The organism is Providencia sp. TYF-12, from assembly GCF_041344805.1.
Taxonomy (GTDB): Bacteria; Pseudomonadota; Gammaproteobacteria; order Enterobacterales; family Enterobacteriaceae; genus Providencia; species Providencia huashanensis.
Map to the genome: position 1 here is coordinate 1,063,089 of NZ_CP166833.1, position 23,841 is coordinate 1,086,929.

Annotated in this window: 24 protein-coding genes; 13 read left to right on the forward strand and 11 right to left on the reverse strand. The window is 40.1% G+C overall.

Annotated features, from left to right (window positions below; translation table 11 throughout):
• Positions 1 to 55: 55 nt before the first annotated feature.
• The 4 genes from ruvX to rsmE form a co-directional block, all read right to left on the reverse strand.
• Positions 56 to 472: a Holliday junction resolvase RuvX gene (gene ruvX / locus ABE954_RS04610; RefSeq protein WP_042848722.1), complete on the reverse strand. Its 417-nt coding sequence runs from the start codon at positions 470 to 472 to the stop codon at positions 56 to 58.
• Positions 472 to 1,035, reverse strand: a complete 564-nt coding sequence (locus tag ABE954_RS04615; RefSeq protein ID WP_042848721.1) for a YqgE/AlgH family protein — start codon at positions 1,033 to 1,035, stop codon at positions 472 to 474. Before ABE954_RS04615 ends, ruvX begins: the two co-directional genes overlap by 1 nt.
• 82 nt (positions 1,036 to 1,117) lie before the next feature.
• Positions 1,118 to 2,065, reverse strand: a complete 948-nt coding sequence (gshB, locus tag ABE954_RS04620) for a glutathione synthase (RefSeq protein WP_166685463.1) — start codon at positions 2,063 to 2,065, stop codon at positions 1,118 to 1,120.
• Between the two features lie 9 nt (positions 2,066 to 2,074).
• A complete protein-coding gene (gene rsmE / locus ABE954_RS04625) occupies positions 2,075 to 2,806 on the reverse strand; it encodes a 16S rRNA (uracil(1498)-N(3))-methyltransferase (RefSeq protein ID WP_042848719.1) in 732 nt (243 codons plus the stop codon).
• 274 nt (positions 2,807 to 3,080) lie between these two features.
• On the opposite strand from rsmE, the gene ABE954_RS04630 reads away from it, so the two are divergent.
• Entirely contained in the window at positions 3,081 to 3,899 is an 819-nt protein-coding gene (locus tag ABE954_RS04630; RefSeq protein WP_226619186.1) for an A24 family peptidase, read from the forward strand.
• Positions 3,900 to 3,918: 19 nt separating this feature from the next.
• Here ABE954_RS04630 and ABE954_RS04635 read toward each other — a convergent pair whose 3' ends face one another.
• Together ABE954_RS04635 and ABE954_RS04640 are read right to left on the reverse strand one after the other, a co-directional pair.
• On the reverse strand, positions 3,919 to 4,563 hold the full coding sequence (locus ABE954_RS04635) for a DsbA family protein (RefSeq protein ID WP_166696871.1): 645 nt from the start codon (positions 4,561 to 4,563) through the stop codon (positions 3,919 to 3,921).
• Positions 4,564 to 4,726: 163 nt separating this feature from the next.
• Positions 4,727 to 5,599, reverse strand: coding sequence for an MBL fold metallo-hydrolase (locus tag ABE954_RS04640; protein ID WP_042848716.1), 873 nt, complete (start codon positions 5,597 to 5,599; stop codon positions 4,727 to 4,729).
• A 136-nt stretch (positions 5,600 to 5,735) separates the two neighbouring features.
• Between ABE954_RS04640 and ABE954_RS04645 the strand changes: the two genes are divergently transcribed.
• Positions 5,736 to 6,656, forward strand: a complete 921-nt coding sequence (locus ABE954_RS04645; RefSeq protein ID WP_042848715.1) for a LysR family transcriptional regulator — start codon at positions 5,736 to 5,738, stop codon at positions 6,654 to 6,656.
• On the opposite strand, the gene ABE954_RS04650 is transcribed toward ABE954_RS04645, so the two are convergent.
• Positions 6,627 to 7,565 carry a LysR family transcriptional regulator gene (locus tag ABE954_RS04650; protein ID WP_048608240.1) on the reverse strand — a complete coding sequence of 313 codons (939 nt, stop codon included), beginning with the start codon at positions 7,563 to 7,565 and terminating at the stop codon, positions 6,627 to 6,629. The genes ABE954_RS04645 and ABE954_RS04650 overlap by 30 nt on opposite strands.
• 141 nt (positions 7,566 to 7,706) lie before the next feature.
• Between ABE954_RS04650 and lysA the strand changes: the two genes are divergently transcribed.
• The gene (gene lysA / locus ABE954_RS04655) at positions 7,707 to 8,972 is read left to right on the forward strand and encodes a diaminopimelate decarboxylase (RefSeq protein WP_042848713.1); all 1,266 of its coding nucleotides are present in this window, start codon (positions 7,707 to 7,709) and stop codon (positions 8,970 to 8,972) included.
• 112 nt (positions 8,973 to 9,084) lie between these two features.
• Here lysA and fadE read toward each other — a convergent pair whose 3' ends face one another.
• A complete protein-coding gene (gene fadE, locus ABE954_RS04660) occupies positions 9,085 to 11,550 on the reverse strand; it encodes an acyl-CoA dehydrogenase FadE (RefSeq protein WP_371025740.1) in 2,466 nt (821 codons plus the stop codon).
• Between the two features lie 385 nt (positions 11,551 to 11,935).
• Here fadE and lpcA point away from each other — a divergent pair, with 385 nt between their 5' ends.
• Positions 11,936 to 12,514 carry a D-sedoheptulose 7-phosphate isomerase gene (gene lpcA / locus ABE954_RS04665; RefSeq protein WP_042848711.1) on the forward strand — a complete coding sequence of 193 codons (579 nt, stop codon included), beginning with the start codon at positions 11,936 to 11,938 and terminating at the stop codon, positions 12,512 to 12,514.
• A 27-nt stretch (positions 12,515 to 12,541) separates the two neighbouring features.
• The gene (locus ABE954_RS04670) at positions 12,542 to 13,309 is read left to right on the forward strand and encodes a class II glutamine amidotransferase (protein ID WP_042848710.1); all 768 of its coding nucleotides are present in this window, start codon (positions 12,542 to 12,544) and stop codon (positions 13,307 to 13,309) included.
• On the opposite strand, the gene ABE954_RS04675 is transcribed toward ABE954_RS04670, so the two are convergent.
• Complete coding sequence (locus tag ABE954_RS04675; RefSeq protein WP_042848709.1) at positions 13,280 to 14,017, reverse strand: murein L,D-transpeptidase family protein; 738 nt, start codon at positions 14,015 to 14,017, stop codon at positions 13,280 to 13,282. The two genes, ABE954_RS04670 and ABE954_RS04675, sit on opposite strands and share 30 nt — an antisense overlap.
• Before the next feature lie 414 nt (positions 14,018 to 14,431).
• On the opposite strand from ABE954_RS04675, the gene ABE954_RS04680 reads away from it, so the two are divergent.
• From ABE954_RS04680 to nqrM, 8 genes are all read left to right on the forward strand, one after another.
• On the forward strand, positions 14,432 to 15,775 hold the full coding sequence (locus ABE954_RS04680; protein ID WP_042848708.1) for a Na(+)-translocating NADH-quinone reductase subunit A: 1,344 nt from the start codon (positions 14,432 to 14,434) through the stop codon (positions 15,773 to 15,775).
• A 4-nt stretch (positions 15,776 to 15,779) separates the two neighbouring features.
• Entirely contained in the window at positions 15,780 to 17,018 is a 1,239-nt protein-coding gene (locus ABE954_RS04685) for an NADH:ubiquinone reductase (Na(+)-transporting) subunit B (RefSeq protein ID WP_042848707.1), read from the forward strand.
• The gene (locus ABE954_RS04690) at positions 17,011 to 17,805 is read left to right on the forward strand and encodes a Na(+)-translocating NADH-quinone reductase subunit C (protein ID WP_048608237.1); all 795 of its coding nucleotides are present in this window, start codon (positions 17,011 to 17,013) and stop codon (positions 17,803 to 17,805) included. Before ABE954_RS04685 ends, ABE954_RS04690 begins: the two co-directional genes overlap by 8 nt.
• Positions 17,798 to 18,427 carry an NADH:ubiquinone reductase (Na(+)-transporting) subunit D gene (locus ABE954_RS04695; protein ID WP_042848705.1) on the forward strand — a complete coding sequence of 210 codons (630 nt, stop codon included), beginning with the start codon at positions 17,798 to 17,800 and terminating at the stop codon, positions 18,425 to 18,427. Before ABE954_RS04690 ends, ABE954_RS04695 begins: the two co-directional genes overlap by 8 nt.
• A 4-nt stretch (positions 18,428 to 18,431) precedes the next feature.
• Positions 18,432 to 19,028, forward strand: a complete 597-nt coding sequence (nqrE, locus tag ABE954_RS04700) for an NADH:ubiquinone reductase (Na(+)-transporting) subunit E (protein WP_042848704.1) — start codon at positions 18,432 to 18,434, stop codon at positions 19,026 to 19,028.
• A 15-nt stretch (positions 19,029 to 19,043) separates the two neighbouring features.
• On the forward strand, positions 19,044 to 20,270 hold the full coding sequence (gene nqrF, locus ABE954_RS04705) for an NADH:ubiquinone reductase (Na(+)-transporting) subunit F (RefSeq protein ID WP_042848703.1): 1,227 nt from the start codon (positions 19,044 to 19,046) through the stop codon (positions 20,268 to 20,270).
• Positions 20,271 to 20,504: 234 nt separating this feature from the next.
• On the forward strand, positions 20,505 to 21,536 hold the full coding sequence (locus ABE954_RS04710; RefSeq protein ID WP_048608233.1) for an FAD:protein FMN transferase: 1,032 nt from the start codon (positions 20,505 to 20,507) through the stop codon (positions 21,534 to 21,536).
• Positions 21,537 to 21,554: 18 nt separating this feature from the next.
• Positions 21,555 to 21,782 carry a (Na+)-NQR maturation NqrM gene (gene nqrM / locus ABE954_RS04715; protein ID WP_042848701.1) on the forward strand — a complete coding sequence of 76 codons (228 nt, stop codon included), beginning with the start codon at positions 21,555 to 21,557 and terminating at the stop codon, positions 21,780 to 21,782.
• 227 nt (positions 21,783 to 22,009) lie between these two features.
• Here the strand turns inward: nqrM and ABE954_RS04720 are convergent, their stop codons facing one another.
• Positions 22,010 to 22,384 (reverse strand): hypothetical protein, encoded by a 375-nt coding sequence (locus ABE954_RS04720; RefSeq protein ID WP_042848700.1) that lies wholly within the window; start codon positions 22,382 to 22,384, stop codon positions 22,010 to 22,012.
• A gap of 316 nt (positions 22,385 to 22,700) precedes the next feature.
• Positions 22,701 to 23,597 carry a glycerophosphodiester phosphodiesterase family protein gene (locus ABE954_RS04725; RefSeq protein WP_048608232.1) on the reverse strand — a complete coding sequence of 299 codons (897 nt, stop codon included), beginning with the start codon at positions 23,595 to 23,597 and terminating at the stop codon, positions 22,701 to 22,703.
• Positions 23,598 to 23,841: the final 244 nt, after the last annotated feature.

The window sequence follows — 23,841 nt, forward strand, 5'->3', positions numbered from 1 at the left end:
CTTAGGGGGCAGTTAGTCCTCTACTTTTAGTGGGCTCTCAGTAAGGGAGCCCCACTTAGTTTTGCTCAAACCAGCTTTCAAGGATAACAACAGCAGACGCCGAGTCTACTTTTCCTTTGCTTAATGCACGGTAACCACCTTGCTCAAAAAGACCAGCTTTTGCTTCTACAGTGGATAGCCGTTCATCATGCAATTCGACTTTGACACCAAAGCGACCATGAATGCGGTTGGCAAAATTACGAGCTTGGCTTGTGACGAGTTGCTCGGTTCCATCCATATTAAGTGGCAGGCCGACAATGACCAATTGAGGAAGCCACTCTTTAAGTAATTTTTCGATTTGTTGCCAATCAGGGCGACCATCGTTGGCTTTTAAAGAAGCCAACGGTCGAGCAGTGCCCGTAATTTCTTGCCCAATAGCAACACCGATACTTTTAGTTCCAAAATCAAAGGCGAGCAAAGTTCTTCCAGACATTAAGCGTGCCCCGCTTGCATTGAAATAGTATGAATATTAACACCGATTAATTTTGCAGCAGCAGCCCAGCGTTCATTAATAGGGGTATCAAAAATGAGCTTAGGGGAAGCTTCCACCGTTAACCAGCTATTTTCCATAATTTCTCGTTCAAGTTGGCCCGGTTCCCAGCTTGAATAGCCGAGTGCTACGAGGGAGTTCTCGGGGGAATCCTCACCACCAAGCGTTTCTAAAATATCTTTGGAGGTGGTGACCATGACATCTTCATTTAAGTGTAGGCTAGATAAGAAACCAGTTATTGGTGTGTGTAAGATAAACCCATGTTCTTCTGCCACAGGGCCACCAGCAATTACAGGCCTTTCTAAGTTACGGTTATTAACTTTATCAGATATCGTAATTTCAAGTTTTTTGAGCATTGTATCGACGGAAAAATCATCAATAGGCTTATTAATTACTATCCCCATCGCCCCTTTTTCATTGTGCTCACACACATAAACAACAGACTGTTCAAAATAAGGGTCTGTTAGGGATGGCATGGCGATAAGAAAATGGTTTTGCAGATTCAAACTAAGGCTCCATTGAATTTAATAACAACTTTAAAACAACCAGTTAAAAAGACCTAAACAGGCCTTTTTAACCATTTATGGCTTATTTTTTTAGGCGACGTTCAATCGCATCCATCAACATACCCGTGATAGAAATATCGAATGCTGCTTCGATTTCACGCGCACAGGTTGGGCTAGTAACGTTAATCTCAGTCAGACGGTCACCAATAATATCAAGACCAACAAAAATTAAGCCTTTTTCTTTCAGCGTTGGCGCGACAGCCCGTGCGATGGCCCAATCACTTTCACTAAGAGGACGAGCTTCACCTCGGCCACCAGCGGCAAGGTTACCACGAGTCTCACCTTGTGCAGGGATACGTGCCAAGCAATATGGAACAGGTTCGCCATCGACAACTAATACACGTTTATCACCGTCTTTAATTGATGGTAAAAAGTTCTGAGCCATACAGTAACGGGAACTATGTTCGGTTAGCGTTTCAATAATGACACCAACATTTGGGTCATCTTGTTTTAGACGGAAAATGGAAGCGCCACCCATGCCATCTAAAGGTTTGAAAATAACATCCCCATGTTGCTGGTGGAATTCTCTCAGTTTTTGTGGGCTACGAGTGACTAACGTATCTGGTGTCAGCTCAGGGAACCAAGCGGTAAATAATTTTTCATTACAGTCACGCAGACTTTGCGGTTTATTGACAATTAAAGAGCCCGCTTGTTCTGCTCTCTCTAAAATATAGGTAGCGTAAATAAATTCGGTATCAAAAGGCGGATCTTTACGCATTAAAATAGCATCAAGTGAACCAAGTGCGATGTCTTGCTCACCATGAAACTCATACCATTTGTCAGGGTTTTCTTCGACAGTGACTATTTTAGTTTGTGCTCTAGCCTCACCTTGGTGTAAATACAGGTCATTCATTTCCATATAATGGATTTCGTAACCACGACGCTGAGCTTCCAACATCATCGCAAAACTGGTGTCTTTCTTGATTTTGATGGATGAAATTGGGTCCATCACTATACCGAGCTTGATCATTTTTTCTCCTTAACCCAGATCACCTAAGCGCACTTGCAGTGCAGTGATAGCGGTTAGCGCAGTCGTTTCTGTTCGTAATACTCTAGGCCCTAACAGTATATCGGTAAATTGATAATTTGCTGTCATTGCGATTTCATCGGCTGATAACCCCCCTTCAGGGCCAATTAACAACCTGACTTTTTTCAATTCAGTTGGCAGTGTATTGATGCTTTCTGTTGCCCTAGGATGAAGATTAACTTTAAATGCGCCATCATCTTCTGCACACCAATCTTCAAGTGTTTGTACGGGGCGGACTTCTGGGATACGGTTGCGCCCACATTGTTCACAGGCCGCAATAGCAATTTTTTGCCATTGTTGTAATTTCTTCGCTAACCTCTCACCTTCTAAGCGAACGCCGCAACGCTCTGATAACAGTGGTGTAATGATATTTACCCCTAACTCTACGGATTTTTGGATGGTAAATTCCATCTTTTCTCCACGGGACATCACTTGCCCTAAATGCAAATCGAGAGGGGACTCTCTATCATCAATACGGCTATCTACAATGCGAACATATACATTCTTTTTAGTCGCTTCAGTAATTTCAGCATCAAACGTTTGATTGCTACCATCAAAAAGTTCGAGTTTTTGCCCCGCAGTCATGCGTAGTACTCGCCCTACATGGTTTGTGGCGTCATCACCAAGAGAAATTGTCATATTCGTTTTAAGAGGCTCTGGGTGATAAATGCGTGGGATGCGCATAGCTTTTCCTTAGTACAGACTAGGTTAATAAATAAGATAGCTTTGATGAATATGGGGATTGAATCTCTAAACACAAGCACTAGCGCTTAGTTTATAACGAAAAAAATGCTAATTGTAGTACGTCTGTGCGGTGGCAATTTTATCAATAATTACTCAAAAAAATAAAACCTGAAAATGTCGAATAAACCGACGAAATAACACGGAATTAAAGTGTTGGGATAAGCCAGAATAGCGAGTATATTTATTTTGGCTCCGTAATGGAAGGAAGTATAAAATGAAGGAATTATTTTATTTTTTATTATCATATATTAAATCATTTATTGATAATATGACAAATATGATATCTTCCTGGCAGGGGGATGAAAGGCTTTTTTTTATTGAGTCAATTGGATTTCATCTATGCAAACAAGATGTTATATTTCTTGTTGTGTTGTTTTTATCCGTTTTAATGACTCAAAAGTTACTTATTTATCTCCCTGTTTGGTGTTTTGGGAAAAACAAAATAACAATTAAACTTCATACTTTACTTATTCTATATGGGGTGTTCGGTTGTATTATTATTGGGTCATTTAATAGTTTATGGGTAATGTTGTTTTTAGTGGTTTTTATTAATTTAATAACACCGTTATTTATTATTGATTATAAAATGGGTTATTTGCCGGATGTACTAACCTATCCTTTATTGTGGTCTGGTTTGCTATATCAAATTAACTTACCTCAAGGCAATGTCATTTCGGCTATCTATGCAGTTATATTGAGTTATTTTATGATGCTAATTACCGTTACACTCGTGGAAAAAATTAAAAAACAACCACAGATGGGGCGAGGGGACTTAAAATTAATTGCAGCGTGTGCTGCATGGTTAGGGGTATGGTTATTACCTTATTTTATAGGGCTTGCGGCTTGTTTAGGGCTGTTACATTATGCATTCGCTCATTGGGTATTGCCGAAAATAAGCCAAGGGGGTCATTCTCCAAGTTGTGTAAGTGCTAAGCCGTTAGTAAATGAAATAGCCCAAACCATACCATTCGGGCCTACAATTATCATTAGTGCAAGTATCTTGCTGTATTTATCTATACTGCGTATTGGTTAGCGACAACTAAATGTAAGGGTTAAGACGCAGCAGCGACCAACGAGTCTAAAAATTGCTGCCATTTGTCTGGTGACCCAAGGTAATTTTGTAAAGGAACCCGTAACCATTTCCCTTGTTGCTGAATTAACAGCGTAGGGAAACCTGACGCACCAGACTGGGCGAGCAATGCTTTACTATTCTGTATGTGTTTTGCAGTTTCATTTTGTTCACATTGCGTGTAATCACTGGTGTACTGCTCAGCATTCAAGTTAAGCTTTTGGGCTAATTCAGTAAGCACTGCCGTATCATTAATATGACGCCCAGAAATATAATGGGCTTTTTGAATGGTTTTAAGCATCTCAAAGCCTTTACCTTGCTTGGTTGCAGCTAAAATAGCGGTTTGTGGTGGTAGGGAGTCCATGACTAAATTAGGTTCATGGAGCATTTTTATATAGTCATCACCAAAAACTTGCCCTGTCATCGCTGCAATACGTTTATCTGATTGCATAATATATTGGCGAAAATTATCATCAAGATGCAAACGCGCATCACCGGCTAACATGCCACCACCATGCATCTCAACATTGGTACTGGGGTGTTTGGTTGCAATTTCCACTAAAGGGGCTGCTGCATAACACCAGCCGCAGTAAGGGTCATAAATATAGTGTAGGGTTATATTTTTCATTATTGATCCTCAGTAATAATTTGGGGTTAATTTGAGTTAAGTTGTATCATTATTATCAACAGTTATATACAACAATCTCCCTTATACTCGCGGTTGTATTTCTAGGCATATTATTCAGTATGTTAAATATACAAAATGGTTGTTATAAGGGAGTGATACTAATTTATTGAGGCCACTGCATTTCGCCTTTAATAACCTTAGCGCTTAGCTCTAAACTTGATTTATCATCCAGTTGTGGGTATTTAGCTGCAACCTGCTGTACTAATTCATTCGAGTTTTTACTCGATTGCGCGGCGGTTTCAAAATCTTGTAAGTATTGCTGAGTAAATGTCACCGTACCAATATCCAATTTAGATGCTCCCGTGAAATGACCAGGGACGACAATCGTCGGGTTCAGTGCTTTGATACTTTCTAACGTTTGCTGCCAATTTTGGCGTGATGCCTTAGTCTGTGTATCAGCCACCCAAACGTGTATATTGTCTGAAACAATCACACCACCGACAACGGCTTTTAGCGATGGAACCCACACATAAGTTCTATCTGGCGAAGCACCGTCAAGGCCTTTTATCTCTAGTTTCTCGCCATCAACAGTAAAGCTATTCCCTTTGATGATTTCGGGGACTATCACATGGGTCGGAGCTTCACCCTTTAACTCATTTCCCCAATAAGCGAGCTTGCCATCTTTAGTCGCTTTAATAGCGGCAACGGTTTCAGATGTTGCAATTACTTTAGCTTCAGGAAAGGCTTTTGTAATTGTCTCTAAGCCGAAATAATAATCAGGGTCTGAGTGGCTAATATAAATAGTGGTTAATTTTTTATTGAGTTTTTTAATTTTATCGACCAGTTGTTGAGCATCATTATTTTGAAACTGAGCATCGATTAATACGACTTCATTAGGGCCACTAATAATTTCAGATGACACAGGGAATACACTGTTGTTACCTGGGTTATAGATATCGAGTGTTAATTTCTCGGCTTGTGCTACTTGAAATGATGTTGCGATGAATACTGTTGCTGCTAAAAAAGTTAATTTCATTTTGAGTCCTAAAATTGAATTGTCTGAGAATGAACTAGGCGTTTTTGCTTGGTATGTATATTAAGTTGCAATGATTAACGGAAAAACACCATAATTAGGTGAAGTTTGTTGCATAAACCGGACGAATGGGGTGTAAATGGATAGGTTAAAGGCAGCACAAGTGTTTATCACGATAGTGGAACAAGGCAGTTTAGTTGGTGCTGCTGAAAAGTTAGATATGTCGCGTGCGATGGTGACACGTTATTTATCTGAAATGGAACAATGGGCTGGAGTACGGTTACTTAATCGAACAACAAGGCGTTTAAGTTTAACCTCCGCTGGTGAGGGGGTGTATCAGCAATCATTACAGCTCAATGCGATTTCACAATTAGTACCTGTACAACAACATCATGATGCAAAAGAGCTATCTGGCTTGGTACGTATTAGCTGTTCACAATCGATAGCCCAAAGTGCATTATCCGTTGCTATGGCAGAATTTTTGCAGCAATACCCAAATATGACGATAGATATGCAAATATCTAATAAATCGATTAATCTTATCGAAGAACGTATCGATTTAGCGATCCGTATTACTAACCAGCTAGAACCTAACTTAATTGCTAAGCCTTTATCGACCTGCCACTCTGTAATTTGTGCTTCCCCAAAGTTTTTAACGGGGAAAAAAATGCCCACTAAACCTGAAGACTTAGTGTTACTTGAATGTCTTACATATAGCTTTTTTGGGCGCAGCATTTGGCGTTTTGAAAAACAAGGGGAACAGCATACGGTATTAGTTGGCGGGCGGTTGAGCGCCAATGAGTCCGTATTTCTTGCCCAAGGCGCTTTAAATGGTGCAGGGGTTACCATGCAACCTTATTATTCCGTCGCAGAGTATTTAGCAAGTGGTGAGTTAATTCAATTATTACCTGATTATCAACCAATGCCATTAGGTATTTACGGGGTATACACCAGTCGACAAAAAATGCCTACACCATTACGTGCTGTGATTGATTTCCTTACAGACTGGTTCAAAACGTCACCATATTGGTTAGCGTTGATGCAACAAGGCCGACGCTAAGCTCTCTTCTATTTGGCTGAAGGTACTTTTTAGTGATTGGGTGAAAATATCTGTCAGTTGAGAAGATGGGCGGTGAATGGGGCGAATTAAACTCACTGTAAATGGAATGGAAAAACTGAGGGGACGGATCACCAATTTCCCTGCAGATTGCTGATGAAAGTCTAACGCTGTTAATGGGTTTACAATGGATATCCCGATCCCCTTTAATGCCATAGCGCATATGGATGATGCAGAGTGTGTCTCCATCACCATTTTTCGTTCAATATGGTGTTCTGTAAAGGTTGAATCAATTAACTGGCGGTAACTGTCTGTTAATGACAAACTGATAAACCGTTGATGTTGAAAGTCAGTAGGCGTTAAAACCTGTTTTAGTTCAAGGGGGTGCCCTGCAGGTAACACACACACCTCATTTAAACAGCCTAACGTTTGCTGTTCAGTGCCGGGTGGTAGTTGAAGGTGTTCTGTTAAGCCAAAGTCATAACGCTGAGCAGAAAGCCATTCTTCCAGAACTGGGGATTCTTGTGGGATCACCGTGATATTTACATCAGGGTAACTTTCCATAAATGACTGACAAACCTGAGGTAATAAAGACTGGGCAAAAGCCGGTAAACAAGTAATGGATATTTGTGCGTGTTCAAAACGCCGAATAGTTTTAGCCGAATTTTTGATCCGCTCTAATCCATAATAAGAACGCTCGACTTCTTCTAAAAAACGTAAGCCTTGCGCAGTTGGTTGTAAGCGGCCTTTTACCCTATCAAATAATTTAAATTGTAATAGATATTCAAGGCGAGCAAGTTCACGACTGATGGTGGGCTGTGATGTGCTCAGTAATGTAGCAGCTTCCGTTAAGTTTGGGGTAGTCATGACGGCACGGAATATTTCAATATGACGCCAAGAGATAGCTTGCATGTTTAGCCTCTAAATAAATGCTATATCAAATATGAATAGACTTTAGCAAAATGGATATTTTTTTTCCCGTTTTTTCTCTGAATAATAGATTTCAATACAATAAATTATTAAGACCATAAAAATTTGCAAACGAGAAAGACAATGACTTCATTCGCAACTACGACAAGCCAGTATTTAACACCTGAACATTTGCGTGGATTACCAGCCCAGTATGGGACCCCTGTTTGGGTTTATGATAGCGCTGTAATCATTGAGCGTATTAAGCAATTACAAGTCTTTGATACTGTTAGGTTTGCACAAAAAGCAAGCTCTAACATTCATATCCTCCGTTTAATGAAAGAGCAAGGGGTCAAAGTAGATTCTGTTTCTTTAGGTGAAATAGAGCGTGCGCTGGTCGCTGGCTTCCAAGCAGGGCGTGAAAACTCAGAAATTGTTTTTACCGCAGATGTATTGGACAGAGCAACATTAGAAAAAGTGACGGCTCTGGATATTCCGGTAAATGCAGGGTCGATTGACATGTTAGACCAGATTGGTCAGAAAAAATCTGGTCACCCAGTTTGGTTGCGGATTAACCCGGGGTTTGGTCATGGCCATAGCCAAAAGACTAATACGGGTGGTGAGAATAGCAAGCACGGTATTTGGCATGAAGATTTACCAGCCGCGTTAGAAAAAATTCGTCATTATAATTTATCGTTAGTGGGCATTCATATGCATATTGGTTCTGGCGTTGATTACCAACATCTTGCTGATGTGTGTGATTCAATGGTGGCATTGGTCACCACCGCTGGGGTTGACCTGCATGCGATTTCGGCAGGGGGAGGGTTATCAACCCCTTACCGTGAAAGCGATGAATTAATTGATGTACAACATTATTATAGTTTATGGAATAACGCCCGTCAGCGTATAGAGCAGCATTTAGGGCACTCAGTCGAACTTGAGATAGAACCGGGGCGTTATTTAATGGCTGAATCCGGTGTTTTGCTGGCGGAAGTCCGTGCGGTTAAAGATATGGGGAGCCGCCATTATGTGTTAGTGGATAGCGGTTTTAATGATTTAATGCGCCCTGCGATGTACGGCAGCTATCATCATGTATCTGTTCTAACTGCGGATGGCAGTTGTGCTGATAGCTCTCAACTCATCGATACTATTATTGCAGGCCCTCTATGTGAGTCAGGGGATGTATTTACTCAATTAGAGGGTGGTTTAGTTGTTACACGCGCATTACCTGAGGTCAAAGTAGGGGATTATTTAGTTTTCCACGATACTGGCGCTTATGGTGCATCTATGTCTTCGAATTATAATAGTCGTCCATTATTACCGGAAGTCATGTTTGTAGATGGCAAGCCAACGCTGATCCGTCGCCGCCAAACGATTGAAGAATTATTAGCATTAGAATTGGAATTATAAGTTTTAAATATAATTTACATACAAAAAGCCAGCTATAATAACTAGCTGGCTTTTTGTTGTTACCCTTAAACTCATTTCTAAGAAGATAACCTTTTATAATTTACTTTATAAATTAAGCTGCTTTCTTTTTTTTACTTGTATCTTCACTTGAAGGTTCGTCAGGAGACTTTTTTGACGGAAGTACCCCTAAGTCATCAAACTCAAACTCATCCACATTAATAGTCCGTAACCGGCTAGCTTCCGCTTTACGTAAAATATCAGCTTCTTCTTGCGTAATTACATTTTCAGGGAGTAATTGGTCTGCTAGTTCATCTAAGCGAGTAAAGCTGAGTTTACGCTCTTTTAAACGGCAGATACGGTCGAAGATTGGCTCAGCAGCAATAATATCGAGTAGTGCTTGGTTTACTAAGCCATGCGGGTTGTTTTCTGTTGGCGTTAAGTACTGACCACGACCTAATCTATCCCGTGTTTCAGAAGGTTCCATCAGTAGCTGCGCCAGTTTGTGGTCAAGTCGGTCAGATGGCATCGACATAGAACGGCCAACAGGGAAGAGTGTCACTCGCATTATCGCCGCTACCATTTTATTAGGGAAGTTTTTCAATAAATCATCCATGGCTTTTTCTGACTGATAGAGACAATCTTCAACAGCCCATTTTACTAGCGGTAAATCTGCTTTTTGGCGACCTTCATCCTCATAGCGTTTTAGGGTTGCAGAGGCAAGGTACAGGTTACTTAAAATATCCCCTAAGCGTGCCGAAATACGCTCACGGCGTTTTAAGCTTCCGCCTAACACCCCCATTGCCACGTCAGACAATAAAGCTAAGTTAGCACTTTGACGATTTAACATTTGATAATAACGGCGTGTTTCGTCTTTTGTTGGCGCGCTACTGCCACGACCGTTAGTCAAGCCTAACCAGAAACTCCGGAACTGGTTACTAATCACATGACCGATATGCCCGAATACAGCTTTATCAAATTTATGCAAATTATTATCTTTTGCAGCAGCCATTTCGTCTAATACAAATGGATGACAACGAATAGCACCTTGGCCGAAGATGATCATACTACGAGTGAGAATATTGGCCCCTTCAACCGTAATAGCGATTGGCGCACCTTGGTAGGCTCTGGCGACAAAGTTTGAATCGCCAAGGCAAATTCCTTTACCACCAGTGATATCCATTGCATCAATAATGGCGCGTTGACCTCTATGAGTACAATGGTATTTTACGATAGCAGAGAGAACCGCGGGTTTTTCGCCTAACATAATCCCTGACGTAATCAAAGTTGCTGCTGCATCCATCAAATAAGTGTTACCAGCAATGCGTGCTAATGGTTCTTCAATCCCTTCCATTTTACCAATTGATAATTTGAACTGGCGACGAATATAGGAATAAGCCCCTGTTGCAATAGCGATGCTCTTCAGACTTCCTGTTGAGTTAGATGGTAATGTAATACCGCGTCCGACAGAGAGACACTCGACAAGCATTCTCCAACCTTGCCCCGCCATCTTTGGCCCACCAATGATGTAATCAATAGGAACAAAGATATCTTGACCGCGAGTCGGGCCATTCATAAATGGCACATTAAGAGGGAAATGGCGATGGCCAATTTCGACCCCCGGTGTATTGGTTGGAATTAAAGCACAAGTGATACCAAGGTTTTTTTCTCCGCCTAATAGTTTATCTGGGTCAGATAATTTAAAGGCTAGCCCTAACACGGTCGCGATTGGTGCTAAGGTAATGTAGCGTTTATTCCATGTTAAACGCATACCAAGGACTTGTTCACCTTGCCATTCACCCATGCAAACTATGCCAGTATCTGGGATCGCACCTGCATCAGACCCTGCTTCAGGGCTTGTTAAAGCAAAACATGGAATTTCTTCACCAGTAGCTAAACCCGGCAAATAACGCTGTTTTTGCTCATCGGTACCATAATGTTGTAGGAGTTCACCAGGACCTAAAGAGTTAGGAACACCGACAGTTATTGCCAGTATGCCCGAAACTCCGGCAAGTTTTTGTAATACTTGTGATTGAGCATAGGCAGAAAATTCAAGACCTCCGTATTCTTTTTTGATGATCATGGCAAAGAAACGGTGATCGCGTAAATATTGCCACACTTCAGGAGGGAGGTCTGCGAGCTCATGACTCACTTCAAAATCATTGACCATGCCACAAACTGTTTCAACGGGACCATCAATAAATGCTTGTTCTTCGGCAGTCAATTGTGGTTTTGGGTAGTCATGAAGCTTATTCCAATTAGGGGCTCCTCGGAAAAGGTCGCCTTCCCACCAAGTTGTCCCTGCATCAATGGCTTCTTTTTCTGTTCTTGACATTGGTGGCATGACTTTTTGAAACATTTTCATAGTGCGGGCGGAAAATAATGATTGGCGTATTGGGCTGAAAACAAATGGAAATAATACTAAGGCGACTGGCAATAACATCCAGTAGCTCCAAATATTTATCACACCCATAACAGCAGTATAAGCCAATAATAATATTGCGCTAAAAACCAACGATGTTTTGTGATAACAAAGTACGCCAATTAAGGCTAGGAATAACACAATGCTGAGAAGGATCATAGTTAAGCTCCTGTCCACTTGTAAGAGGTCTGACCTGTTGTTATCTTAATCTATACCCATTAATAAAGAATTAGCAATGTATTTACATCCTAATTACAACTTGGCTCACAAAAACACCAAATTATGAAAATGGTTAAGGTAATTTACATTAAGGCCATTAAAAAATTATGGTTACTAGTAAGGAAAAAGGAGGTCTTTTTCTACGAAGCTAAGACAGCACAATCAAAAGTAGAAACAAAACAATCCCTGTGCAACAATCTGAGTATTAAAGGTTAATTGTGGATACCTATCTGCTCTTTGTCATTAGATGGCATTTTTATTTAGGCTATTTAAATATAAATTAATCATACTCTCTGTAACATGTTCTTAATTAAGAGGAAACCTCATGTATCAAGACCTGATCCGTGGCGAGCTAACAGAAGCTGCCGACACGCTATCAAATTTCCTTAGCGATGACGCAAATATTGAAGCTATTCAAAAAGCAGCCGTATTGTTAGCCGATTCTTTTAAAGCTGGTGGCAAAGTATTGTCTTGTGGTAATGGTGGTTCACACTGCGATGCGATGCATTTTGCTGAAGAGTTAACAGGGCGCTATCGTGAAAATCGTCCCGGTTATCCAGCGATTGCAATTTCAGATGTTAGTCATCTGTCTTGTGTCAGTAATGACTTCGGTTATGAATATGTTTTTTCACGTTTTATTGAAGCAGTAGGGATGAAGGGTGATGTTTTACTGGGCATCTCAACATCTGGTAATTCAGGGAATATTATCAAAGCGATTAGCGCTGCTCGTGAGAAAGGGATGAAAGTAATCACGCTAACAGGTAAAGATGGCGGGAAAATGGCAGGTACCGCAGATATTGAAATCCGTGTCCCACACTTTGGTTATGCTGATCGCATTCAAGAAATTCATATTAAAGTTATCCATATCTTAATTCAGTTGATTGAAAAAGAGATGGTGAAGTAAAGTTTTAACCGGTTTAGGAGCCTTTAAATGTGTGAGTTACTTGGCATGAGTGCCAATGTTCCAACTGATATTACGTTTAGTCTTAGTGGGTTAATTTCTCGAGGTGGGCATACCGGTCCACACAAAGATGGCTGGGGAATTACGTTCTATGAAGGCTTGGGATGTCGCACATTTAAAGATCCTCAACCAAGTTTTTTATCACCCGTTGCCCGCTTTGTGCAGGAATATCCTATTAAATCAGAAACGATTGTTGCGCATATTCGGCAAGCAAATCAAGGTGATGTATCATTAGTCAATACACATCCCTTTACGCGTGAATTGTGGGGGCGCAATTGGACTTATGCTCATAATGGCCAATTAAAGGGCTATCGTTCATTGAAAACAGGGCGTTATTGGCCTATCGGTGAAACTGATAGCGAATGGATATTTTGCTGGATTTTACATCAGTTAAGTGAAAAGTACCCACGAAAACCCTCCAATTGGAAAAGCGTGTTTCGTTTTGTCGCGACATTGGCGGATCAGCTACGTCATAAAGGGGTGTTTAATATGTTGCTCTCTGATGGGCAATATTTGATGGCGTTTAGTTCAACGAATTTACATTGGCTGACGCGTAGAGCACCCTTTGGTAAAGCGAAATTATTAGATCAAGATATTGAAATTGATTTCGAGCAATGCACCACACCCACTGATATTGTTTCTGTTATTGCAACTCAACCTTTAACGGGAAATGAAAATTGGCAGCGGATCGAGCCAGGTAACTTTGTATTATTCCATCTTGGTGAGCGCATATTGTGATTTAGATCCTAATAATTTCGTTGGGGTATCTGGTAAGCTAACTACCGCGTATTTACCTAATGTCACTGAAATTTCTGCGGGTCTTCCTGTTTGGTTAAAGTATTCGTAAGCAGGCTGTAGCTGTTTCCAAAATGAATAGTGACTTGAGTTTCTGTAGCGCGTCATATTTTCATTTGTCATCTTAAATGGGTAGATGCTGACATTGATGGTTGGCTGGCCATTTAATAAGGCAGTTTCGACGGTTTGATAAATTTCACCCATATATTTATCTGTCATGGCATAGCATCCTACAGAAACGCAACTGCCATGGATCATTAGGTAACTACCGCTGTAACCTTGTGCTTTATCGTATTCATTAGGGAATCCAATATTGATAGATCGGTAATACCGACTATTTGGGTTGAGCTGTTCTGCGGTAATTTGATAAAATCCCTCAGGGCTTTTGAGGTCTCCTTCTATTTTTTTCGGGCCAAGGCCCCCAGAAAACTTACAAATTGGGTAAGTTTTGGTCAGCTTATATTTTCCAGAAGGGGTTTTTTGATAGAGTTCGAGTAAACCCTCTTGCTTAAATATTTGAATAAAAATAGATGAATTTTGATTATCCAAAGCATTATTCTTAAGTATAAATGAAGAGTTGCTCGCCTGAATTACAGGTGGATATATGAGTACAAATGGAAAAATTGCACTAAAAAATTTACTTAATTTCATACTAAGGCCAAATGTAGAAGTTTTCACTGATTAAAAAGAATACAGAATTTATGCATTTTAGACGAGTAAATAGAAAATTAATATAGCTTGTTAATAGTTTTTAGATGAATCTTTATCGGTTAAATAGTAATCAGCAATCGATAAAGGTGATGTTATAGTTCGGCAATTTCGAATTGTTAACAGAAAAATTTAAATATTAATGCAATTTGCTTGAACTATGTCACTTCTATAGACGGACATAGTGAGTGGGAACTGATAAAATTACGTCCGGCAGAAGAAAAAATTTAGTAACAATTATGTGAAAATACCTGCTTAAGTGGCGAAAGTGGCTTGAGCTGTTTTTATTACTGAGTCGCTATCATTCATTGCTGAATCGTTAGCTTAGGGTTTAACTGATAAACTTGTGCAGATCTTATGATTAAAATTAAAAAAGGCCTTAACCTTCCCATCGCAGGTGAGCCAGCCCAAGTGATAGAAGACGGCCCGAAAATTCAACACGTAGCTGTGCTAGGTGAAGAATATGTCGGAATGCGTCCTTCGATGCTGGTTAAAGAAGGTGAACGTGTCATAAAAGGGCAGGTTCTTTTTGAAGATAAAAAGAATCCGGGGGTTGTTTTTACAAGTCCAGCCTGTGGTAAAATTGTTGCTATTCATCGTGGTGAGCGTCGTGTGCTTCAATCTGTTGTCATTGAAATTGACGGTGATGAACAGGAAAACTTTGCAGCTTATACTCGTACTGAGTTATCTGCATTAACCAGAGAACAAGTCGAAGATAATCTGATTAAATCAGGTTTGTGGACCTCTTTAAGAACGCGTCCATTTAGTCGTTCGCCACAACCAGGTTCTTCACCTAGCGCTATTTTTGTTACTGCAATGGACACAAACCCTCTTGCTGCTGATGCCGTTTTGGTTATTCGTGAACAAGAACAGGCATTTAACGATGGGTTATTAGTCCTTAGCCATTTAACAGAAGGTAAAATCCATGTATGTCATGGAGAGGGGGATTTACCAAAAGTTGAGGCTCATAGCCAGATTTCATACACCCAGTTTGCGGGTCCTCATCCTGCTGGGTTAGCGGGGACTCATATCCATTTCTTGGAGCCAGTAAGCATCAAGAAAAAGGTATGGAGCCTTAATTACCAAGACGTTATTGCGATTGGTAAGCTGTTTGTCACTGGGCAGCTTTATACTGACCGTATCGTTTCATTGGCAGGGCCACAGGTTGAAAAGCCGCGTTTATTACGCACTTGCCTTGGCGCTGATTTATATGAATTAACTCAAGGCCAGCTTAAAGCGGGCGAAAACCGTATTATTTCAGGCTCTGTCCTTTGGGGCGTAACTTGTGATGATACCCATCATTATCTTGGCCGTTTTCACAATCAAGTCTCTGTATTAGCCGAAGGTCGCGATAAAGAACTATTTGGCTGGATTATGCCTGGTGTTAATAAATTTACGATCACTCGTACTACGATCGGGCATTTCCTGAAAAATAAGCGCTTTAATTTTACGACAACAATGAACGGCGGTGAGCGTTCAATGGTACCAATTGGTAACTATGAGCGTGTTATGCCTCTTGACATCATGATCACTCATTTGTTGCGCGATCTCCTCGCTGGAGATACCGATACATCACAAGAATTGGGCTGTTTAGAGTTGGACGAAGAAGATTTAGGTTTATGTACCTATGTTTGCCCAGCGAAGTACGAGTATGGTCCTGTATTACGTGATGTTCTGACCAAGATTGAGCTAGAAGGGTGATTCCATGGGTCTGAAAAATTTATTTGAAAAGTATGAACACCATTTTGAGCCCGGTGGAAAACTCGCTAAATACTATGCATTGTATGAAGCAGTTTCTACAGTGTTCTATACACCGGGAACGGTGACGAAAGGTCGTTCTCATGTCAGGGACACTATTGACCTGAAGCGCATGATGATTTTAGTCTGGCTTGCTGTTTTCCCTGCAATGTTCTGGGGGATGTACAACGTAGGCAACCAAGCTATCCCTGCACTTCATCAACTGTATAGTGGAGCAGAGCTACAGCAAGTGCTCGCGAGTGACTGGCATTATAGTTTGGCACAATTTTTAGGTGCCTCGCTGTCAATGGATGCTGGTTGGGGAAGTAAAATGCTGCTTGGTGCAGTTTATTTTCTTCCTATTTATGCCGTTGTTTTCCTTGTCGGTGGGTTCTGGGAAGTGTTGTTTGCCATGATCCGTGGTCATGAAATCAACGAAGGCTTCTTTATAACCTCTATCTTGTTTGCTTTGATTGTGCCTCCAACAATTCCTTTATGGCAAGCGGCTCTTGGTATTACCTTCGGTGTCGTGATTGCTAAGGAAATTTTCGGTGGTACAGGGCGTAACTTCTTAAACCCTGCGTTAGCGGGTCGTGCATTTTTATTCTTTGCTTACCCTGCTCAAATCTCCGGTGACTTGGTTTGGACTGCAGCGGATGGTTTCTCGGGAGCAACTCCATTATCACAGTGGGCTTCAGGTGGCGAACACGCGCTAATGAACACAGTAACAAGTGAGCCTATCACTTGGATGCAAGCGTTCTTAGGTAATATGCCAGGCTCGATCGGTGAAGTTTCGACGCTGATGTTGTTTATTGGTGGCGCACTCATCATGTTCTTCCGCATTGCATCATGGCGTATTGTGGCGGGTGTCATGGTTGGTATGATTGCCATGTCTTACCTATTTAATGCTATTGGTTCAGACACCAATCCGTTATTTGCCATGCCTTGGTGGTGGCATATGGTTCTGGGTGGCTTTGCATTTGGTATGATTTTTATGGCGACAGACCCAGTATCCGCTTCATTCACTGATAAAGGTAAATGGGCATATGGCATTCTGATCGGCGTAATGTGTGTACTTATCAGGGTAGTAAATCCGGCTTATCCTGAAGGGATGATGCTGGCTATTCTGTTCGCCAACCTGTTTGCTCCTTTGTTTGACTATCTGGTCGTTCAAGCAAATATTAAGCGGAGAAAAGCTCGTGGCTAATGATAAACCAATTAATAAAGATAGCGTCGGTAGAACATTTCTAGTCATTTTTATCCTTTGTCTAGTTTGTTCTGTTGTTGTCGCAGGTGCTGCAGTTGGTTTGAAGCCGAAGCAGCAAGAACAAATTCAGTTAGATACTCAGCGTAATATTTTAAGCGTGGCAGGTTTAATGCAGCCTAAAATGACCGCAGAAGAAATCCAAAAAGTTTATGGGGAGCGCATCGAACCTAAGCTTTTGAATTTCAAAACGAATGAACTATCTGACAGCACTAGCCGTTATGACCTAAATGCTGAGCTACGTAGCGATGAAACCAGTATTGCCCTTTCTCCAGCAGAGGATATCGCAAAAATTCGCCGTCGCGCCAATAGTGCTGAAATCTATTTAGTGAAAGATGATGCCGGCAAAGTATCACAAATTATTTTACCTGTTTATGGTTCAGGTTTGTGGTCTGTAATGTATGCGTTTGTGGCAATCGATGTTGATGGGGTAACCTCACGCGGTATCACTTACTACTCGCATGGTGAAACACCAGGTTTAGGTGGCGAAGTCGATAACCCACAATGGAAAGCCCAATGGCCGGGTAAAAAACTGTTCAATGAACAGGGTATTCCGGCAATTAAAATCGTACGTGGTGGTGCCACAGATAGCCCATACGGTATCGATGGCCTTTCAGGTGCAACCCTAACGTCAAACGGAATTCAACATATGTTTGATTTTTGGTTAGGGGATAACGGCTTTGGTCCGTTCCTGAAAAAAGTACGTGAAGGAGCGCTGAATAATGGCTGATTCAAAAGAAATAAAACGCGTCCTACTTGGACCACTATTAGATAACAACCCAATTGCTTTGCAAATACTGGGGGTCTGTTCTGCATTAGCAGTAACAACTAAGTTAGAAACAGCATTGGTTATGACCATTGCGGTAACATTAGTTACGGCATTTTCTAACTTCTTTATTTCACTGATTAGAAATTATATTCCAAGCAGTGTGCGTATTATTGTACAGATGGCAATCATCGCTTCTCTCGTCATCGTGGTTGACCAAATTTTACGTGCGTATGCCTATGAAATATCAAAGCAACTTTCAGTATTCGTTGGTTTGATTATTACTAACTGTATCGTAATGGGGCGTGCTGAAGCTTATGCAATGAAAGCGCCACCAATAGAAAGCTTTATGGATGGTATCGGTAATGGTCTTGGCTATGGTGTGATCCTTGTATTAGTCGGTTTCTTTAGGGAATTATTTGGCTCCGGCAAACTGTTTGGTATCACTGTCTTTGAATCACTGCAAAACGGTGGCTGGTACATGCCTAATGGCTTGTTCCTCCTCGCGCCAAGTGCATTCTTTATCATCGGTATGCTGATTTGGGGACTACGTATCCTGAAACCAGCTCAGGTAGAGAAGGACTAATCACATGGAACACTATATTAGCCTATTTGTTAAATCCATTTTTATTGAAAATATGGCGTTAGCATTCTTTTTAGGTATGTGTACTTTTCTCGCTGTTTCAAAGAATGTTAAAACAGCCTTTGGACTGGGGATCGCAGTAACTGTCGTTCTTGGTATCTCTGTTCCAGCTAATAACTTGGTGTATAACTTAGTGTTGCGTGATGGGGCAATAGCAGAGGGTATTGATTTATCCTTTTTGAACTTCATCACCTTTATCGGGGTTATTGCTGCATTGGTTCAGATCCTTGAGATGATTTTGGATCGTTACTTCCCATCACTGTATAACGCACTTGGTATCTTCTTGCCATTGATTACTGTTAACTGTGCAATTTTCGGTGGTGTTTCTTTCATGGCTCAACGCGATTATAACTTTAGCGAATCGATAGTGTATGGGTTTGGCTCGGGGATCGGTTGGATGCTTGCCATTGTCTTGTTGGCAGCTATCCGTGAGAAAATGAAGTACTCAGATATTCCAGCGGGTCTAAAAGGGTTAGGTATCACCTTTGTGACAACCGGCTTGATGGCATTGGGCTTTATGTCCTTCTCCGGTGTGCAGCTATAAAGGCGAGAAGAATTCATGGAAATTATTATTTTAGGTGTAGTGATGTTTACCCTGATTGTCTTGGTGCTTACAGGCTTAATCCTGTTTGCAAAATCCAAGTTAGTCAATACAGGGAACATCAAAGTTGAAGTAAATGGCGACCCTGACAAAAGCTTTGAGGCTCCAGCTGGCGATAAGCTGTTAGGTATGCTATCTAACCAAGGTATTTTTGTTTCATCTGCTTGTGGTGGTGGTGGTTCATGCGGCCAGTGCCGTGTGACAATCAAAGAGGGTGGTGGTGATATTCTGCCGACAGAACTTTCCCACATTAATAAGCGAGAAGCAAAAGAAGGTTGTCGTTTAGCTTGTCAGGTTAACGTTAAGCAAGATTTAAAAATTGAGCTTCCAGAAGAAATCTTTGGTGTGAAAAAGTGGGAGTGCGAAGTTATTTCTAATGACAATAAAGCCACTTTCATTAAAGAGCTGAGATTGAAGATACCAGAAGGGGAGGTTGTTCCTTTCCGTGCCGGTGGTTTTATTCAAATTGAATGCCCTGAACATATTGTTAAATATGAAGATTTCGATGTACCTGAAGAGTATCGTGAAGACTGGGATAAATTTAACCTATTCCGTTATGTTTCAGAGGTTAAAGAGCCTACTGTACGTGCCTATTCAATGGCCAACTACCCTGAAGAATACGGCATTATTATGTTAAACGTGCGGATAGCAACGCCTCCGCCACGTAACCCAGATGTTCCACCAGGAATTATGTCCTCTTATATTTGGTCATTAAAACCAGGGGATAAAGTGACAATTTCCGGTCCATTTGGTGAGTTCTTTGCAAAAGAAACTGAAGCTGAAATGGTGTTTATCGGTGGTGGTGCGGGTATGGCGCCAATGCGTTCCCACATATTTGACCAATTGCGCCGTTTAAATTCTAAGCGTAAAATTAGTTTCTGGTATGGGGCTCGTTCAGTTCGCGAAATGTTCTATACAGAAGATTTTGACCAACTTGCCGCGGAACACGAAAACTTTACATGGAATATTGCACTTTCAGATCCTTTACCAGAGGATAACTGGGATGGTTATACCGGCTTTATCCATAATGTTCTGTATGACAATTACTTAAAAGATCACCCAGCACCAGAAGATTGTGAGTTCTATATGTGTGGGCCTCCAATGATGAATGCTGCTGTAATTAAGATGCTTAAAGACCTTGGTGTTGAAGATGAAAACATCTTACTAGATGACTTTGGTGGTTAAGTTATTAGGTTTATTGTACTTAACAAGGTTAGTACAGTGATAACACTTTAAAGAGGGAAGCTACTTCCCTCTTTGTAATTTAACAATGATGGCTAATTACTAATTATCTAATTGGTAATTAGTAAGTTAATAATTATTTTGACTGAAACATTCTCTGCATGGGTGACGATGTAAAGTGTGTTAATAGTCTGAGCGACTTCTACAGACTCGCTCATGATTGACGCGGAGAAAACGATGCTAAGTAAAAGAATTTATACCCCAATACTTCTGTTTGTCGCGACCCTGTTTCTTGCTGCTTGTGGTGGGCCAGAGCAACAAAATCTTCAGGGACAAACAATGGGCACTTATTACTCGGTTAAATATGTTACGGATTCTTCAGGGGCAAAACCTGAAGCGATTCAAGCTGAGATAGATAAGCGCTTAGAAGAAGTTAATGACCAGATGTCAACTTACCGACCTGACTCTGAGTTAAGTCGTTTTAACCAGTCTAAAGACATAAATACACCATTCCCTGTCTCCGCAGCAACTGCAACAGTTGTTAAAAAAGCTATTGAGATTAATAAAATCACAGATGGCTCTTTAGATGTAACTGTTGGGCCTTTAGTTAACTTATGGGGGTTTGGCCCAGAAGGGAGAGTCACTAAAGCCCCTTCAGATGAAGAATTGGCCAAGCGCAGAGCATGGGTAGGGATTGACAAATTATCCGTTCAAGACAATAACCTAGTCAAAACCATTCCTGAACTATATGTAGATCTTTCATCAATTGCGAAAGGCTATGGTGTAGACGTTGTTGCTGAATACTTAGAGTCAGCGGGTATCAACAACTACATGGTTGATATTGGTGGTGAAGTGCGTACTAAAGGTACCAATGGTAAAGAGGCGCCTTGGCGTATTGCCATTGAAAAACCTGCGGCAGATGGTGTAAGCCAAACAGCGCAAGAAGTTATCGAGCCTGGAGATAGCTCAATTGCAACCTCTGGGGATTACCGTAACTATTTTGAACAGGATGGAGTTCGTTTTTCTCATACTATTGACCCAAAATCAGGGCGACCAATTACCCATAATCTAGTTTCTATTACGGTTATTGCAGATAACTGTATGAGTGCCGATGGGCTATCAACAGGGCTAAATGTGCTAGGGCCTGAAGCTGGCTTTGCCTTAGCTGAGAAAATGAATATTCCTGTTTTTATGATTGTTAAGACAGATAAAGGTTTTGAAGAGCGTTATACTAAAGCATTCGAACCATTTTTAACCAAGAAGCAGTAATTCGGGGAGGATAAAGGAATGCTAAATATTTTTATTGCCGCCTTTGCACTGTTCTTGCTGGCGTTTTTAGGAATGTCTCTTGGGTATATTTTCAAGCGTAAAAGTATTCAAGGTAGTTGTGGCGGCTTAAGTAGTATCGGGGTTGATAAAGTATGCGATTGCCCTGAGCCTTGTGACGCCCGCAAAAAACGCATGGCACGTGAAGAAGCTCGCCAAAAGATGCTGGAAAAAAACCGCATACTTTAGTATTTAATCTATCTGTTTTCTAAACCTTAGCCATATAAAGTATATGGCTAAGGTTTTTTTATAGCATTAGCCAGTTAAAACGGTATCCGCATTTTTGTCGTATAACTAGCTATAACGGAAGGGAGTTAAGGTATATCAATGCGGTTTTATTTCTAGTATGAATGACAGCAATAATAGCCGAATATACTATTCGAATAATATTTAAACAGCATTACTCTTCTATTTTATTATATAGATTTTAGTTGACTCATTTTCTTATGGCATGAATTTTTTGGGGTATATATGACACCCATTTCTTTACGGTATCCATCAAATTTAATGATAATTTTGCAGTTCTCGGCTTTGTTTGCATTACATTTTAGGGGACTTCCACTACTCCATTTTTGGCCGCTAGAAGTGGTAACTGTCCCTATCCATGAACTTTTCCCCGTGGATGAGTATTCGATATCAAATACATCATTATGCGTTTGTTGAGCCCTTATATTATAGGTAATGAAAGCCTTATCTACATCATCTTCACTGCTTTGATAAATAATTTCGACTTTTTTAAAGTCTTCATCCCATTTATTTTCAATAGAGATTGTTCCTTTTGATTTTGACATTTTATCCTCTTGATATTTATAATGAAAGTTCATTTTGTAAGAATAGGCTTAGTTAGTTTTTAAAGGTGATTATTGAAATTAAATTAGTAGTTTAAATAAAAAATAGTATTATTATAAACTAGTATTTTTAATTTTTTCTAAAAATAGAATTCAAGAAAATATTGCACTTTTTAATATTGGTTTTATTTAAAGTAGATGTAAATAATGATTAACATTAAAGTGTTATAAAAATAAAATAGGAGGTAGTTTAGGTGAGGAAATTAAGCTAATTTATTTGATTAAACATAATTCAAAATAAAATAGCTTAATTATTAGATTATTTTTTGAAGTTTTTTGGGGAATCAACCATTACGGCATCAACACCAATTTCTTTTGCGAGTTGATAGTCTTTTTCGTTATTAACACCAAATACAATAATATACGCTTTACCATTTTTTCTAAAACAATCGATAGCGTTTTTATCCCATGATAAGGTTGCAGGTGAACGAGCTTCACCTAAAGTATACTTTTCAACAACTTCAACTTTACGATGAAGCTCGAAACCATACCAGCGAGTATTATCTTTATCATTTTCTATAGGGCATTGGCGACTCATAACACTATTCGCTAGCATTGTTCTTGTTTCATCACGGCTTTCAAATAATTGGAATTGAGGTGAAAGAGACTTTAATGCCGTTAAAAAGGCATCATTAGTTGAATAAAAACGGACTTGTTTAAATGCCTTAGTCTTATTTAATAATGTAAGGATAGCTTGTGCTTGCTGAGCAGGGTCGGCATCAGGGGATTTTAAGTCAATATAGAAAGTGGTATTAGGGTATTTCTGTAGAACAGCTTCTAATGTATTAATTGTTGTTTTTTGCAAAGGGAATTGTTGGTTATGTTTTTTACTAAACTTATAGGCAGCATTGATATGACTTAATTGCTCTGCGGTATAAGCAGATACTGGCCCTTTTTTTTCTGTTAACGAGTCTAAATCACTTGGGCGATATAAAACTAATTGATTATCTTTACTTAATTGTACTGTTAGCCAAATAGCATCGGCTTTATTTTCTTTTGCTAAATCAATTGCATAAATTGTATTTTCCGGTGCATCAGCAGTACCGGCTCTGTGTGCAACAATTTGTGGTGATAATGCTAAAGCAGTTTGACTTGCAAGAAGTAGAATAACTGACGCCATAGTTTTAACATATTTTGATGTTGATAGAATTGCCATAGGTATCATCCATAAAAGAATTTTTTATAAAATATAATGAGTGAAAAGGACGCATCTGTTTTATTACATTTTCACGGTAAAGTAAGTATTTACGATTGTTTTTAAGACAAACTTTAAATAACAAATGCTGTTATATAGTGTGGCAGACTATTATTTCAATAATATTAATTATTTTTATTATCATTAGGTTATCTGCTATTTTAGAATTGATGTCAGCGAATAGGCCCAGATTGCACGGCTAATA

Bases quoted from the DNA above. Each gene is read 5' to 3' on its own strand.
- ruvX (WP_042848722.1), bottom strand. From the start codon at position 472: ATGTCTGGAAGAACTTTGCTCGCCTTTGATTTTGGAACTAAAAGTATC.
- gshB (WP_166685463.1), bottom strand. From the start codon at position 2,065: ATGATCAAGCTCGGTATAGTGATGGACCCAATTTCATCCATCAAAATC.
- rsmE (WP_042848719.1), bottom strand. From the start codon at position 2,806: ATGCGCATCCCACGCATTTATCACCCAGAGCCTCTTAAAACGAATATG.
- ABE954_RS04630 (WP_226619186.1), top strand. From the start codon at position 3,081: ATGAAGGAATTATTTTATTTTTTATTATCATATATTAAATCATTTATT.
- ABE954_RS04635 (WP_166696871.1), bottom strand. From the start codon at position 4,563: ATGAAAAATATAACCCTACACTATATTTATGACCCTTACTGCGGCTGG.
- ABE954_RS04640 (WP_042848716.1), bottom strand. From the start codon at position 5,599: ATGAAATTAACTTTTTTAGCAGCAACAGTATTCATCGCAACATCATTT.
- ABE954_RS04645 (WP_042848715.1), top strand. From the start codon at position 5,736: ATGGATAGGTTAAAGGCAGCACAAGTGTTTATCACGATAGTGGAACAA.
- ABE954_RS04650 (WP_048608240.1), bottom strand. From the start codon at position 7,565: ATGCAAGCTATCTCTTGGCGTCATATTGAAATATTCCGTGCCGTCATG.
- lysA (WP_042848713.1), top strand. From the start codon at position 7,707: ATGACTTCATTCGCAACTACGACAAGCCAGTATTTAACACCTGAACAT.
- fadE (WP_371025740.1), bottom strand. From the start codon at position 11,550: ATGATCCTTCTCAGCATTGTGTTATTCCTAGCCTTAATTGGCGTACTT.
- lpcA (WP_042848711.1), top strand. From the start codon at position 11,936: ATGTATCAAGACCTGATCCGTGGCGAGCTAACAGAAGCTGCCGACACG.
- ABE954_RS04670 (WP_042848710.1), top strand. From the start codon at position 12,542: ATGTGTGAGTTACTTGGCATGAGTGCCAATGTTCCAACTGATATTACG.
- ABE954_RS04675 (WP_042848709.1), bottom strand. From the start codon at position 14,017: ATGAAATTAAGTAAATTTTTTAGTGCAATTTTTCCATTTGTACTCATA.
- ABE954_RS04680 (WP_042848708.1), top strand. From the start codon at position 14,432: ATGATTAAAATTAAAAAAGGCCTTAACCTTCCCATCGCAGGTGAGCCA.
- ABE954_RS04685 (WP_042848707.1), top strand. From the start codon at position 15,780: ATGGGTCTGAAAAATTTATTTGAAAAGTATGAACACCATTTTGAGCCC.
- ABE954_RS04695 (WP_042848705.1), top strand. From the start codon at position 17,798: ATGGCTGATTCAAAAGAAATAAAACGCGTCCTACTTGGACCACTATTA.
- nqrE (WP_042848704.1), top strand. From the start codon at position 18,432: ATGGAACACTATATTAGCCTATTTGTTAAATCCATTTTTATTGAAAAT.
- nqrF (WP_042848703.1), top strand. From the start codon at position 19,044: ATGGAAATTATTATTTTAGGTGTAGTGATGTTTACCCTGATTGTCTTG.
- ABE954_RS04710 (WP_048608233.1), top strand. From the start codon at position 20,505: ATGCTAAGTAAAAGAATTTATACCCCAATACTTCTGTTTGTCGCGACC.
- nqrM (WP_042848701.1), top strand. From the start codon at position 21,555: ATGCTAAATATTTTTATTGCCGCCTTTGCACTGTTCTTGCTGGCGTTT.
- ABE954_RS04720 (WP_042848700.1), bottom strand. From the start codon at position 22,384: ATGTCAAAATCAAAAGGAACAATCTCTATTGAAAATAAATGGGATGAA.
- ABE954_RS04725 (WP_048608232.1), bottom strand. From the start codon at position 23,597: ATGGCAATTCTATCAACATCAAAATATGTTAAAACTATGGCGTCAGTT.